The organism is Nitrococcus sp. (genome assembly GCF_059432795.1).
Genome location: NZ_JBXWZQ010000003.1, coordinates 25,631 through 39,339, shown reverse-complemented (window position 1 = coordinate 39,339; position 13,709 = coordinate 25,631). Strand labels below are relative to the sequence as shown.

Here is a 13,709-nt window from a genome sequence, read left to right as displayed (position 1 = left end):
GAGCGATGCGCCTTGCCGGCAACGCCAAAGGAGGGAAATCACGCTATGGCTTGTGTGCTTGTGCCACTCGCCGAGGGCTGCGAGGAGCTCGAAGCAGTAACGGTCATCGATCTGCTGCGCCGGGCGGGTATCGACGTGGTCGTCGCCGGCCTGACCGAGGGGCCCGTGACGGCGAGCCGAGGGGTCGTCTTACTTCCGGATGCGCTATTGGCCGACGTGCGCGGCCAGGACTTCGATATGGTCGTACTGCCCGGCGGCGCGGGCGGCGCAGCGTTGTTGCAACAGGACGCGCGCGTTCGCGAGCTCTTGCAGGGACAACTGGATGCCGGGCGCTACGTCGCCGCGATTTGTGCCGCACCCGGGGTGCTCGCCGCGGAGGGTTTGCTCAATGGCCGCCGGGCGACCGGGTTTCCGGGATCGCTCGATGGAGCCGACGGGGTGGAGCAAGTAATGGCGGCCGTCGTAATCGATGGCGGCTTGGTGACCTCACGTGGCCCGGGTACGGCGCTGGATTTTGCGCTCACTCTGGTAGCTCTGCTTCAGGGGGAGCGCCAAGCGAGGGACGTGGAAGCCGCACTGCAACGTCCGGTCGAGCACCTGCGCTACGGCGCATAGGCACGATTGGTCAGCGAGCGGGCTAATCGCGCGGCCAGGCCCATAACCACCCGGCCGCCCCAAGGCCGCCGAGGATCCAACTGAGCAGCGGTGCGCCGGCCACCATGGTCGGTGCGTAGCCATCGACGGCCGCGAGGAGGAACGCCGAGATCACCAACGCGCCCCCGAGGGTGGCGACGAACGCTCGGCGACTGTTCGCCTTGAGCACCGAGCGCACCGTTTGCAGCTCGCGCTCCAAACCGTCAAGTTGCGATCGCCCCTCGGCGAGCTGGTCCAGCGCCCGCGCCAGGCGTCTGGGCAACATGGGCAATTCCCGACCCCAGGTGGGCAGCTCATAGCGCAGATTGCGCAACAGCGCCTGAGCGCCGAGTTGCTCGCGCATCCAGCGCTCCATGTAAGGCTTTGCCGTGGTCCACAAGTCGAGCTCTGGGTAAAGCTGCCGTCCCATGCCTTCGATGTTGAGCAATGTCTTCTGCAGCAGAATCAGCTGTGGCTGAATCTCCATGTTGAACCGCCGACCGGTCTGAAAGAGCCGCAGCAGAAGCGCTCCGAACGAAATATCGCCGAGCGGGCGCTGAAATATGGGCTCGCATACCGTGCGTATGGCGGCCTCGAACTCGTCCACCCGTGTCCCGGCGGGGACCCAGCCGGACTCGATATGCAATTCCGCGACGCGACGATAGTTGCGGTTGAAGAAGGCGAGAAAATTTTCCGCCAGATAGCGGTGATCGATGGGGTTCAGCGTACCGATGATGCCGAAATCCACCGCGAGGTAGACGGGCTCCTCGGGATGGTTGGGGTCGACGAAGACGTTGCCCGGATGCATGTCGGCGTGAAAGAAACTGTCCCGAAACACCTGCGTGAAGAAGATCTCCACCCCGCGTTCGGCCAGCGCCTTGAGATTGATCCCGTGGGCCTTGAGCTGCTCGATGTCGCTGATCGGAATGCCGCGGATCCGCTCCATGACCATGACGTTGGCGCGGGTGCCCGGCCAATAGACCTCGGGCACATAGATGAGATTGGAATCCTTGAAATTGCGCCGCAGCTGTGATGCGTTGGCTGCCTCGCGCATGAGGTCCAACTCGTCATGGATCGTCTTATCGAACTCGTGCACCACCTCCACCGGGCGCAGCCGGTAGCCTTGCGGCCAGTAATGCTGAGCGAGCGAGGCGATCGTGTAGAGCAATCGCAGGTCACGGCCGATCACGCGTTCGATTCCGGGGCGAACGACCTTTACCACGACCTCGCGGCCATCCCTCAGACGGGCGACATGGACCTGAGCGATGGAGGCCGAGGCGAGGGGTTCGGCATCGAAGCTCTCGAATACCGCTTCCAATGGCTGGTTGTATGCGCGCTCGATGATGCTGCGTGCGACCTCTCCGGGAAAGGACGGCACTCGATCCTGAAGATAGGAGAGCTCCTGGGCGATATCCTGTGGCAGCAAATCGCGCCGGGTGGAGAGAATCTGGCCGAACTTGACGAAGATGGGACCCAGATCCTCCAGCGTCATGCGGATGCGCTGGCTTCGCGGCCGGCGCTGGCGAGGTATCCAGCGCCAAGGCATGAGATAGCCGAATACGCGCAATGGCCGAAACAGGTGTGTGGCTAATATGACCTCATCGAGCCCATGCTTGATGAGAATGAAATTGATATGGATGAGGCGCAACAATTGCCCGGGTCGAATGCTCACCGCGCCGCTCCGCGCTCGATGCTCTGCTCCAGCTGTCTTACGCGTGCGGCAAGATGCTCTACATCGCGATGCAGCGTGTCCACTTCAGCGAGGAAGACGCTGACCTGAGTCGCCGCGGGCAACGCTCGACGCTCTTCGGTAAGGTATTCGCCGACTGTCTGCAGCAGCGCGTCGCCGGAGCGGCGCAACCAGCTCGCTGAACCCTGGGCGGCGCGGCCAAGCTGATAGGCCACGACATCGCCGGTGAATGGAGCGAGCTGTTCCTCCCAATCCACTTCAAGATCGGCGAACAATCGACGTATGTCTGCTACCACTCCGACCTCTCCCGAGAACTCGACTTTAGCGCGGCGACGATCCGAAGTGGTCGCCAGCGCCAGCAGGCCCGCCACGCTGGTGCGTATGCGAGCGGCCGGCGCATCATCGATATCCGAGGCGGGCGGTACGAACCGAAGCCCCGTTTCGCCGAACAGAACGACGAACTCGACGCCGACGTCAGTGAGTTCGACCGCCAAGCGACAACCGGCCAACTCCGTGAGCCGCCGGGGCGACGCCGGATCCGCAGCCAACAGTCGATTGAAGACGGCCTCCGCCCCGTGCAACATGATCTTCCAGGTGGGTCGAACGAACGTTGTGAATGCCATGGGCGATCAGTAAACGTGTCCGCGATGAACGGCCACCAAGCCGCCACAGAGGTTGACGTAATCGCAGTCCTCGAAGCCCGCCGCCTCGAGCATCGTTTTCAGCGCTTCCTGATCCGGGTGGCGGCGAATGGATTCGGCGAGATAGCGATAACTGTCCGCATCCCGGGCAACGAGTCGTCCCAGTAGAGGCAAAAAACGCAGGGAGTAAAGATCGTAGAGCGGCCGCAACGGCCGTACGTAGAGCGATGAGAACTCCAATATGACGACTCGGCCCGCTGGCTGGAGCACCCGGTAAATGGCTTCCAAGGCGCGTTGCTTATGCGTGAAATTACGCAGGCCGAAGCCGATGGTGACTCGCTCGAAGCTTCGCTCCGGAAAAGGCAGCCGCTCCGCATCGGCAATCGCGTACCCGACATTGTTCACGACGCCGTCGTCGATCAGCCGATCACGACCCAGCGTCAGCATGGCGGGATTGATGTCACAGGCAACCACGAAGCCGCTTTCGCCCACGTCGCGGGCGATCGCCTTGGTCAGATCGCCGGAGCCGGCGGCCAGATCCAACACCCGATGTCCCCGGCGCAGCCCGGCGAGCCGCAAGGCCTGCTGCTTCCATACTCTGTGCAGGCCGAGTGACATCAGATCATTCATGAGGTCGTAGCGATGGGCCACGGACTCGAAGACCTGACCCACGCGGTGCGCCTTTTCCGTCGTCGACACGGTTTGAAAGCCGAAGTGCGTATTCTCCGGGCTTGACGGGTGCTCGCTCGACACCGTTTCAGTCCTCGTTATCGCTGGAAGCGCGCGAATGGCCAGCCTCTCTCAGGGCATCAAGATAGGCCTGCCAGTAATGGTTTTTGTTCGTGCCCAGATCGTACAGCAAATCCCACGAGTATAGCCCGGTACTGTGACCGTCGTCGAAGCACAGCTTGATGGCATACTGGCCTACCGGCTCGACGCTGGTAATCGCAACGCCCTCTTTGCCAATCTGCAGAATCTGCTCTCCGGGGCCATGGCCGCGGACTTCGGCCGAGGGCGAATAGACACGCAAATACTCGGCGGTCAGCTCGAAGCGGCTGCCGTCGTCGAACCACACCTCCAGCGTTCTCGCGCGCCGGTGAAGATGGATGTCGGTGGGCACGCGGCCGGTGCCCGTTCTGTGCGGTCTGCGCATTGCCAGTTCTTCCCCCGGCGCGCATTGCCCTACTGCGCCGGCGTTGGACGGAGATTTGGCGGCCGCTAGAGTATGTAGCGGCTGAGATCCTGGTCACGGGCCAGATCCGCGAGATGCTCGTTGACATACCGCTCATCGATGCAAACCCGATCGTGGCGATTATCCGCGGCTTCATAGGAGACGGTCTCCAGCAAGCGCTCCATCACGGTATGAAGCCGACGCGCACCGATGTTCTCGGTGCTCTCGTTGACCTCCCAGGCCACCTCCGCGATACGGGCCACTCCTTCAGGGGTGAACTCCAGTTGCACGCCCTCCGTCGCGATCAGCGCTTGGTACTGGCGCACCAACGAGGCGTCCGGTTCGGTCAGGATGCGCACGAAGTCCTCGACGGTGAGCGGATCGAGCTCGACGCGGATCGGCAGCCGCCCTTGCAGCTCCGGGATCAAGTCGGACGGCTTGGACAGATGAAAGGCCCCGGAAGCGATGAACAAGATATGGTTGGTGTTGACCATTCCGTATTTGGTGGAAATCGTGGAACCTTCCACCAACGGCAGAAGGTCGCGCTGGACGCCTTCGCGCGAGACATCGACACCGCTGCCCTGCTCGCCGCGTTTGGCGACTTTGTCGATCTCATCGAGAAAAACGATGCCGTTTTGCTCCACGGCCTCGAGCGCCTTGCGCTTGACCTCCTCCTCGTTAACGAGTTTGGCCGCCTCCTCCTCCCGCAGTGCGCGCCAGGCGTCCTTGATCTTCAGGCGCCGGGTTCGCGTGCGCTCGCCGGTCAGATTCTGGAACATGCTCTGGAGCTGCCCCGTCATCTCCTCCATGCCGGGCGGGGCCATGATCTCCATCCCCACGGGGGCGCTGCGCACTTCGATCTCGATCTCGCGTTCTTCCAGGTCGCCTTCGCGCAGTTTCTTGCGCATTTTCTGCCGCGTGCTATCCGTGCCATCGTCCTCTGCGGCGAAGCCCCTCGCCCGTGGCAGCAGTGTATCGAGGATACGCTCTTCGGCCGCATCGATGGCCGCAATCGCCACCTTCTCCATTTCTTTCTGGCGCGTCATCTTCACCGCGATGTCCACCAGATCACGGATCATCGACTCGACGTCGCGACCGACGTAGCCGACTTCGGTGAACTTTGTGGCTTCCACCTTGACGAAAGGGGCATGGGCGAGCTTTGCCAGACGACGGGCGATCTCGGTCTTGCCGACGCCGGTCGGTCCGATCATGAGAATGTTTTTGGGGGTGATTTCGGCACGCAGCGACTCGTCGAGCTGCATGCGCCGCCAGCGGTTGCGCAAGGCAATGGCCACCGCCTGCTTGGCCTTTGCCTGGCCGATGATGTATTTGTCGAGTTCCTGGACGATTTCCCGGGGAGTCATCTGAGACATGGTGATCGCTCTCCGGCTGTACAGGGCGGGCTCAGCCGGCCCCCAGCTCCTCTATGGCTAAATGGTGATTACTGTAGATGCAGATGTCGGCCGCGATGTTAAGGGATCGCTCCACGATCTCGCGTGCCGGAAGCTCAGTGTTCTCCAGCAGCGCCGTGGCCGCCGCCTGAGCGTACGCGCCGCCGGAGCCGATGGCCATCGAATCGCGTTCCGGCTCCACCACGTCCCCGTTGCCGGAGAGCATGAGCACAGAATTCGTATCCGCCACCACCAGCAACGCCTCGAGCCGCCGCAGCACGCGATCGGAGCGCCAGTCCTTCGCCATCTCCACGGCCGCGCGAGTGAGATTGCCACGGTGCTTCTCCAGCTGCCCCTCGAAGCGTTCGAACAGCGTGAAAGCATCCGCCGTTCCCCCTGCGAAGCCGGCCAGGACACGGTCCTGAAACAGGCGTCGAACCTTGCGCGCATTGCCTTTCATTACCGTATCACCCAGCGTGACCTGGCCGTCGCCGCCGATCACCGTGCGCCCATCACGGCGCACGGCAAGGATAGTGGTGCCTTGGAACTGCCGCACGATCGGAACCTCGCTCGCCGCTACTGAAGCCTCGTCGCAACTGTTACGAACCAAATCCATCCATCTTACCTGGAATGGGATAAGGGTGGCGGGTCGGATTTTCAAAGGCAGGCGGGAGGCATGAACGTGGTCAAGCACGCTTAGTGAGCGATCGCAGACGATGACTGCGAGGGCTCATCGCCGGTCCCGCCCCTTACGACGGGCTCGGGGATGAGCGGCGTCGTAGACTCGGGCGAGGTGCTGAAAATCCAAATGAGTATAGATCTGGGTCGTGGCGATGTGAGCATGGCCGAGCAGCTCCTGGACCGCGCGCAGATCGCCGCTCGACTCGAGCAGGTGCGATGCGAAAGAGTGACGTAGCATGTGCGGGTGTACGCGGCGCTGCAAACCCTGGCGCTCGGCGAGGCGCCGCAGGCGTACCTGAATCGCCCGAGGGCTCATTGGTCGCCCGTGGCGAGTGACGAACAGAGCCGGCTCGTCGGCGCGCGCGAGCCCCGGGCGGAGCGCGAGCCACTGCGTGAGCGCACGCCGCGCTTGGCGACCGATCGGGACTAGGCGTGTCTTGGCTCCCTTGCCGATCACCCGCAGCTCGGATTGGTGTGCGCAAACCGCGTTTTCGGGTACGCCGGCCAGCTCGGCGAGCCGCAAGCCGCAGGAATACAGCAGCTCGAACATGGCGACATCGCGAACGGTCAGCGCCTCGCTGGCGGGCGGATTATCCAATAGATGGGCCAACGCATCGACATCGAGCACTTCCGGAAGGCGCCTTCCGCTCCTCGGCGCCCGTGCGCCGGTGGCGGGATCATGCCGGGCCACGCCTTCGCGGATGAGATAGCGATAGAGCGTGCGGATGCTCGATAGACTCCGCTGCAACGAACGACCCGCCAAACCCGCCCGATGACGTTGGGCAATGAAACCGCGGATATGCTCGGCAGTGACCTCCTCCCAGCCGACCAGGCCCAGCTCGCTGCAATACGCTGCCAATGCCTGCAAATCGCGGCGATAGTGGTAACGGGTCAGCCGGGCGAGCCGGCGTTCGTTACCCAGGTGGGCGTCGAAACGCTCGAGCCACCCGTTCATGCACTTGCTCACGCCTGGCTTACGCGTAAGTGGCGCTGAATGGCCCGACCCAGCAAGGCACCGAGCTGGCGGAGAAATACCGTGCCCTGATCGGGCCGATAATGCTCGGGATTGCGGCTGCCGATGGCGAGCATGCCTCGGGCAGGGCCGTCGGCCAGCGGGATGAGTGCCGCTGATTTCACCTCGGCGGCCAGTTTGCCGAAGGCAAGCTGGCGGTGCTCCTCGTCGAGTCGCCCACACACCGGTCGATCATCACCGAAGAGCTCGGTGAGTCGTAGCGCATCGGGGTGGTCGGGCGACCAGACCGAGGCGTTCACCTGTGCCGGCAAGACCGTAATGAGAATGACCTCAACGGCATCGGCATGGAAGCTCTGGCGCAAGCTTTGTCGCAGCGCATCGAAAACGCTGTCCAGGCTGTCCGCCTCGAGCAGCTCCAGGGTAAGGCGATGGAGCTGCTGCATGAGTCGGTCGTTGCTGCGGGCGAAGCGCAGCAACTCGTCGAGATGAGCGCGCAGCCGGGCCGTTTCATCGCGCAGCACCTGCACCTGATATTCGATCAGCGAGCGCGCCGGGCGGACATCGTGCGGGATGCGCAACTTGGCGAGCAGCTCGCGTTGGCGACAGAAAAAATCCGGATGGCGCTGCAGATACTGTGCGATCAATCCCTCGTCGAGGCTCTCCGCCTGTTGTGTGCTCATCGGCTCTGCCCCCTCCTGTGAGCAAGCACTACTTCTTGTTCCGGATCCGCCGTTGGCGGGCCACGCGCCGTGACCGGCTCGTGCTCTACCGGAATTATCATGGCCCCCGCTTGCGCGCCGGAGAGGGAAGTCGTTAAAGACGAATCTCCCCCTCGTAGACCGTCAGCGCCGGGCCTGTCATCCAAACGGGTGCGGCATCTCCGTCCCAATATATCATTAGCGCTCCGCCCGCAAGATCGACGTTTACCCGCGCATCGAGCAGATTGCGCAACCGACCGGCGACAACCGCTGCACAGGCCCCGGTGCCACAGGCCATGGTTTCCCCGACGCCGCGCTCGTAGACCCGCAGTCGAATCCGGCTTCGGCTCATCACTTGCATGAAACCGGCGTTGACGCGCTGCGGAAAGTCCGGGTGGGACATTATCGCCGGACCGAGGGTGTCAACGGGCGCGGAGTCGATGTCATCGACCTGCATCACCGCGTGCGGGTTGCCCATTGAGACAGCCCCGATCCTGATGCTGGCCTGATCGAGGGCGAGCGCATATTCCGTCGCCTGCCGGGTCGCACGGAAAGGAATCCGCTCCGGATCCAGAACCGGAGGCCCCATGTTGACGGCAATGGCGCCATCGTCGCACAAGTGCACGATAGTCAAGCCGTTAGGCGTTTCCACGCGCAGCTCGTGTTGGTCGATCAGAGCGTTTTCATGGAGAAAGCGTGCCAGGCAGCGCACGCCGTTGCCGCAGTGCTCGACCTCGCCACCGTCGGCGTTGAAAATGCGGTAGCGCACATCCGTATCGGCTCGGCGCGCGCGCTCGGCGAGCAGCACCTGATCGCAGCCGATGCCAAGCCGGCGGTTCGCCAATTGGCGGATCTGGTCCGGGCTGAGCGCCACCGCCTGGTTTATCGCGTCAATTACGATGAAGTCATTGCCCAGGGCCTGCATCTTGGTGAACCGCAGCTTTGTCATAATGTGTTTGCGCTCTACCCTAATACGCCGATTCGGCCCGATTACCGCGCTCAACGCTACCCTTCGAGCGGTGCCAGGCACTCGCCCGCCCAGAGTGCCTCTACGGCTTCGCGTTCGCGCACCAGGTGGACGGTGCTGCCATCGATCAGCAGCTCGGGGGGCCGCGGTCGGCTGTTATAGCCCGAGCTCATTACGAAGCCGTAGGCACCCGCCGAGCGCACGATCAGCAAGTCCCCGCTGGCCAGCGTCAGCTCGCGATCCCTTCCCAAAAAATCGGCGCTCTCGCAGACCGGTCCCACCACATCGTAGTGTCGGGCGGCCCGGTCCCCACGCGGCGTTACCGGTTCGATGGCCATCCACGCATCGTAGAGCGCCGGGCGCAGTAAATCGTTCATTGCCGCATCGACAATGGCGAAGTTGCGGTGCCGGGTGTGTTTAAGATACTCCACCCGTGTCAGCAGCACGCCGGCATTGCCGACGATGGCGCGCCCAGGCTCGAGCAGCAGCCGTTGCGGGCGTCCCTCCAGGCAGGCAAGCAACTGGCGGGCGTAGGCGGCGATCGACGGTGGTGCCTCGTTGCGGTAGCGGATGGCCATGCCGCCGCCGACGTCAACGTGGCTAATCTCTATGCCGGTTGCCTGCAGGCGATCGACCAGGGCCAATACCCGCTCCAGCGCGTCGGTGACCGGTTCGACTCGGGTGAGCTGCGAGCCGATATGGAAATCGGCTCCCATGACATCGATGCCGGACATCTCGGCGGCCCGCCGGTAAACGCGCTCGACGTCGCGAATGTCGATTCCGAACTTGTTCTCGCTCAGCCCGGTGGAAATGTAGGGATGCGTATCGGGGTCGACGTCGGGGTTGATGCGCAGCGAAACCCGTGCACGGCGGCCGAGCGAGCGGGCAACCGCCGCCAAGCGCTCGAGTTCCGCTTCCGACTCCACATTGAAGCACAGGATATCGACCTCCAACGCCCGCTCCATCTCCTGCGCGGTCTTGGCTACTCCCGAGAACACCACTTTAGCCGGATCGCCGCCGGCGGCCAGCACGCGCTCGAGCTCTCCGCCGGAGACGATGTCAAAGCCCGAGCCAAGCCGAGCGAGCAGATTGAGGACCGCCAAATTGGAGTTGGCCTTGACGGCATAGCAGATCAGGTGCGGACGGCCTGCGAAGGCGTCGTCGAAGGTTCGCCAGGCGGTTTCGATAGCGCGGCGCGAGTAGACGTAGCAGGGGGTGGCGTAGCGTTTCGCCACATCGGGTAATGCGATATCCTCGGCGTGCATTACGCCATTGCGCAGCGCGAAGCAATTCATGCGTCGTCTCTCGGGGGTGGGTTCTCTGCGGCGCCCGGCTCATCGGCCGGTGGATCGGGCAGGTACAAAGGCCCTTTCAAACCACAGCCAGTGCCGAGCAGCAGCGCCGCCGCGACGGTGAATAAGGTGAGTCTGCGGAGCATCAATCCACTCTCCGATGGCCAACCGGCCGATTGAGCGGCGGGCCGAGCCTGTGCCGTGGCCGTTTCCCACAAGGGGCGCTGGCTGTCTGCGCGTTTGAACCAGCGAGGTTAGGCAAAAAATTCATGCCTGAAAAGCTGCTCGAAACCTTGGAGGTCGGCCCGCAGACCCAGGCGCGGGCCGCGGTGATCTGGCTGCACGGACTCGGTGCCGATGGCAGCGATTTCCGGCCCATTGTCCCGGAACTGAGTTTACCCGAGGAGGCCCGCATCCGCTTCGTCTTTCCGCATGCGCCGTATCGGCCGGTAACCATCAATGGCGGTATGAGCATGCGGGCATGGTACGACCTTTTGGGCCTGGAGGCCGGATCCCCTCAGGATGCCGCCGGCATTCAGGACAGCGAGCGTCGGCTGCGTGAGCTCATCGAGCGGGAGCGCGGCCGCGGTGTGCCGAGCGAGCGCATCGTGCTTGCGGGATTCTCCCAAGGCGGGGCGATCGCTTTGTATACGGCATTGCGTTACCCGCAACGTTTGGCGGGGATCATGGCGCTGTCCGCCTACCTGCCGCTGCAGCAGGACCTGGAGGAGTCCCGTCACGAGGGCAATGCCGCGACGGCCGTGTTCATGGCCCACGGCAGCGAAGATCCAGTGCTGCCCCTCGAGCTCGGCCGCTTCGCCCGGCGTTGGTTGGAGGCGCGCAGTTACCCTCTGGAGTGGCACGAGTACGCCATGGCCCATCAGGTCTGCCTCGAAGAGATCCAAGCCATTGCCGATTGGCTGCGGCGCGTGCTCGAGGTGTCCTCGCGCTGAGCACTGGGGCCGCTCACCCGCCGAAGCGTTCAACCGCCTCGGTCTGGTCGAGGCGGGCGCGCGCCTTGCTTACCTGGGCGCGCACCTGCGCGGGCGCCGTGCCGCCGAGGTGGTCTCTGGCGGCGACCGACCCTTCCAGCGAGAGCACTTGGAATACATCCTCAGCGATCGCGCTCGAAAACCGCCGCAACTCGGCGAGTGTCATGGCAGAGAGGTCCCGGTCGTGCGCGATGCCATAGCGTACGGCGCGACCCACGATCTCATGGGCTTCGCGGAAAGGCACGCCCTTTCGGACCAGATAATCGGCAAGATCGGTCGCCGTTGCGAATCCCTGATGGGCGAGCGCGTGAGTGCGCTCGCGGTTTACGACGAGCGCCGGCACCATGTCCGCAAAGGCGCGAAGACTCGCGAGGACGGTATCGGCTGTGTCGAAAAGCGGTTCTTTGTCTTCCTGGTTGTCCCGGTTGTAGGCAAGGGGCTGGCCCTTCATCAGTGTCAGCAGGGCCTGCAAATGACCGTGGACTCGCGCCGTTTTGCCGCGCACGAGTTCGGCGACATCCGGATTTTTTTTCTGCGGCATGATGGAGGAACCGGTGCAATACCGGTCGGGCAGCTCGATGAATCCAGCCAATGGCGAGACCCAGAGGATCAGCTCCTCGGCCATGCGCGAGAGATGAGTCATGATGAGTGCCCCAGCGGCGGTGAACTCGATGGCGAAGTCCCGATCGGAGACGGCATCCAAGGAGTTGTCACTGGGCCGGTCAAAACCGAGCTCGAGGCAGGTCTGTTGGCGATCGATCGCGAAAGTCGTGCCGGCGAGGGCCGCCGAGCCAAGCGGCGATACGTTTACCCGTCGGCGGCAGTCGAGTAGCCGTTGCTCGTCGCGTACCAGCATCTCGTACCAGGCGAGCATGTGGTGACCGAAGGTGATGGGCTGAGCCACCTGCAGGTGAGTGAAGCCGGGCATGAGAGTCTCCGCCTCCCGCTCGGCCAGATCGACCAGGCCGGCCTGAAAGGCGCGCAGCGCCGCATTCACCTCATCGATGGTCTCGCGCAACCACAGGCGTATGTCCGTCGCGATCTGATCGTTGCGTGAGCGGGCCGTGTGCAGTTTTTTCCCGGCCTCGCCGATGCGCTCGGTCAACCGCGCCTCGATATTCATGTGCACGTCCTCGAGGGCGGCCGACCAAGGAAAGGTCCCGCGTTCGATTTCCGCTTCGATGTCATCGAGGCCGGCGATAATTGCCTGATACTCTTCGGCGCTGAGTATCCCGGCGCCGTTGAGCATTCGCGCATGCGCCTTGGAGCCGCGGATATCCTGCCGATAGAGCCGACGGTCGAAGTGCTCCGATGCGCTGAAGGCCTGAACCAAGGCATCGGTGGTCTCGGTGAAACGCCCGGCCCAGAGATGGGGCGAGTCCTTCTCGCTCATGGGTGCAATCTCGCGCTGAACAGACTAGAAATGACACTATAACAAACAATTTCCTGTCGGCTTCGGGCCCGCCGAGTCGCCGCTCGGCGTGGCCTCTGATGCGCGATTTCGATTCGAAGAGACGGTCGCCTCGGGGAGAGCGGGCGTGGCGGCGAAAGACAGTTTCCTGCCCAATTTCTGTGATATTCGCAGCGTACTCGCCGTGGTAATCGTCGGCGAGCTGCTGGTGGTTATAATGGTGCTTGCCCGGCCGCCGGAGAGCGCGCCGTGGCAGGATCTGAGCCTGTTGTCCTTGTTCGTGCAATGGATCGGCCTGTGCAGCGCGGCACTGCTGTGCCTATTGCGGAGCTGGCTCGCCCGGTTGGGGAACGCCGCCTCGGCGGCGCTGAGCTATGCGCTTATCCTCGGGGTGACGCTGGTGGTCAGCGAGATTGCCTACCGTCTCGTTTACGGGCCCGGGATCGGATCCGGTCACCTGCAGTTCCTGCTGCGCAGCCTCGCCGTGGCGGCCGTCGCCGTGGCCGTGGCGCTTCGCTACATGCACGTTCAGCACGCCTGGAGGGTTCGGGTTCAGGCCGCGGCCGAGGCACGCATCGATGCATTACAGGCGCGGATGCGCCCGCACTTTTTGTTCAACAGCCTCAATACGATTGCCTCATTGATTCCGAGCGCGCCGAACGAAGCCGAGCATTTGGTGGAGGATCTGGCGGACTTGTTTCGGGCCAGTCTGGGTCGCCGTGACCGGCTGGTCCCGGTAACCGAGGAGCTCGCATTGGCGGAGGGTTATCTGCGCATGGAGGAGATGCGCTTGGGGGAGCGCCTGAGGCTCGAGTGGGATATCTCCCGCCTGCCGCGCGATGCGCTCATCCCGCCTTTGTCCTTGCAGCCCTTGCTGGAGAACGCGGTCTATCATGGGATCGAGCCGCGGATGGAAGGGGGCGTGCTGTCGATTCAAGGCGCCATGGAAAACGCCATGGTGACCATCGCGGTATGCAACCCGTCGGCCGGGCCGAGTGAGCGGGTGCGCGGCGCTGGTTTCGGCATGGCGCAGGAGAACGTCCGCGAGCGGCTGCAGTTGGCATTCGCTGAGCACGGGCGCCTACAGGTTCATGACGATCAAAACATCTACAAGGTCAGCGTTCGCTTCCCATATCGTCGGACGAAACCATAGGCAGGCAGAATCGGGG

15 protein-coding genes are annotated in these 13,709 nt (G+C 63.5%); 3 read left to right on the top strand and 12 right to left on the bottom strand.

What is annotated here, in order from left to right; genetic code table 11:
* The first annotated feature begins 45 nt into the window (after positions 1 to 45).
* Positions 46 to 615: a DJ-1 family glyoxalase III gene (locus AC52Q4_RS00535; RefSeq protein WP_495534840.1), complete on the top strand. Its 570-nt coding sequence runs from the start codon at positions 46 to 48 to the stop codon at positions 613 to 615.
* Positions 616 to 637: 22 nt separating this feature from the next.
* On the opposite strand, the gene ubiB is transcribed toward AC52Q4_RS00535, so the two are convergent.
* From ubiB to lptM, 11 genes are all read right to left on the bottom strand, one after another.
* Positions 638 to 2,305: a ubiquinone biosynthesis regulatory protein kinase UbiB gene (ubiB, locus tag AC52Q4_RS00530; RefSeq protein ID WP_495534839.1), complete on the bottom strand. Its 1,668-nt coding sequence runs from the start codon at positions 2,303 to 2,305 to the stop codon at positions 638 to 640.
* On the bottom strand, positions 2,302 to 2,946 hold the full coding sequence (locus AC52Q4_RS00525) for a ubiquinone biosynthesis accessory factor UbiJ (RefSeq protein ID WP_495534838.1): 645 nt from the start codon (positions 2,944 to 2,946) through the stop codon (positions 2,302 to 2,304). The genes ubiB and AC52Q4_RS00525 overlap by 4 nt, the downstream gene beginning before the upstream one ends.
* A gap of 6 nt (positions 2,947 to 2,952) precedes the next feature.
* Positions 2,953 to 3,717 (bottom strand): bifunctional demethylmenaquinone methyltransferase/2-methoxy-6-polyprenyl-1,4-benzoquinol methylase UbiE, encoded by a 765-nt coding sequence (gene ubiE / locus AC52Q4_RS00520; RefSeq protein WP_495534837.1) that lies wholly within the window; start codon positions 3,715 to 3,717, stop codon positions 2,953 to 2,955.
* Between the two features lie 4 nt (positions 3,718 to 3,721).
* Entirely contained in the window at positions 3,722 to 4,117 is a 396-nt protein-coding gene (locus AC52Q4_RS00515; RefSeq protein ID WP_495534836.1) for a gamma-butyrobetaine hydroxylase family protein, read from the bottom strand.
* Between the two features lie 65 nt (positions 4,118 to 4,182).
* Positions 4,183 to 5,508: an ATP-dependent protease ATPase subunit HslU gene (gene hslU, locus AC52Q4_RS00510; RefSeq protein ID WP_495534835.1), complete on the bottom strand. Its 1,326-nt coding sequence runs from the start codon at positions 5,506 to 5,508 to the stop codon at positions 4,183 to 4,185.
* 31 nt (positions 5,509 to 5,539) lie between these two features.
* Entirely contained in the window at positions 5,540 to 6,082 is a 543-nt protein-coding gene (hslV, locus tag AC52Q4_RS00505; protein WP_495534879.1) for an ATP-dependent protease subunit HslV, read from the bottom strand.
* Between the two features lie 174 nt (positions 6,083 to 6,256).
* On the bottom strand, positions 6,257 to 7,162 hold the full coding sequence (gene xerC / locus AC52Q4_RS00500; protein WP_495534834.1) for a tyrosine recombinase XerC: 906 nt from the start codon (positions 7,160 to 7,162) through the stop codon (positions 6,257 to 6,259).
* 8 nt (positions 7,163 to 7,170) lie between these two features.
* Positions 7,171 to 7,860: a DUF484 family protein gene (locus AC52Q4_RS00495; protein ID WP_495534833.1), complete on the bottom strand. Its 690-nt coding sequence runs from the start codon at positions 7,858 to 7,860 to the stop codon at positions 7,171 to 7,173.
* A 133-nt stretch (positions 7,861 to 7,993) separates the two neighbouring features.
* Entirely contained in the window at positions 7,994 to 8,827 is an 834-nt protein-coding gene (gene dapF, locus AC52Q4_RS00490; protein WP_495534832.1) for a diaminopimelate epimerase, read from the bottom strand.
* A gap of 56 nt (positions 8,828 to 8,883) precedes the next feature.
* A complete protein-coding gene (gene lysA / locus AC52Q4_RS00485) occupies positions 8,884 to 10,140 on the bottom strand; it encodes a diaminopimelate decarboxylase (protein WP_495534831.1) in 1,257 nt (418 codons plus the stop codon).
* Complete coding sequence (gene lptM / locus AC52Q4_RS00480; RefSeq protein WP_495534830.1) at positions 10,137 to 10,283, bottom strand: LPS translocon maturation chaperone LptM; 147 nt, start codon at positions 10,281 to 10,283, stop codon at positions 10,137 to 10,139. Before lptM ends, lysA begins: the two co-directional genes overlap by 4 nt.
* A gap of 123 nt (positions 10,284 to 10,406) precedes the next feature.
* On the opposite strand from lptM, the gene AC52Q4_RS00475 reads away from it, so the two are divergent.
* Complete coding sequence (locus AC52Q4_RS00475; RefSeq protein ID WP_495534829.1) at positions 10,407 to 11,090, top strand: alpha/beta hydrolase; 684 nt, start codon at positions 10,407 to 10,409, stop codon at positions 11,088 to 11,090.
* Positions 11,091 to 11,103: 13 nt separating this feature from the next.
* Here AC52Q4_RS00475 and argH read toward each other — a convergent pair whose 3' ends face one another.
* The gene (gene argH, locus AC52Q4_RS00470; protein WP_495534828.1) at positions 11,104 to 12,522 is read right to left on the bottom strand and encodes an argininosuccinate lyase; all 1,419 of its coding nucleotides are present in this window, start codon (positions 12,520 to 12,522) and stop codon (positions 11,104 to 11,106) included.
* A gap of 145 nt (positions 12,523 to 12,667) precedes the next feature.
* Here argH and AC52Q4_RS00465 point away from each other — a divergent pair, with 145 nt between their 5' ends.
* On the top strand, positions 12,668 to 13,693 hold the full coding sequence (locus AC52Q4_RS00465) for a sensor histidine kinase (RefSeq protein WP_495534827.1): 1,026 nt from the start codon (positions 12,668 to 12,670) through the stop codon (positions 13,691 to 13,693).
* Positions 13,694 to 13,709 lie beyond the last annotated feature (16 nt).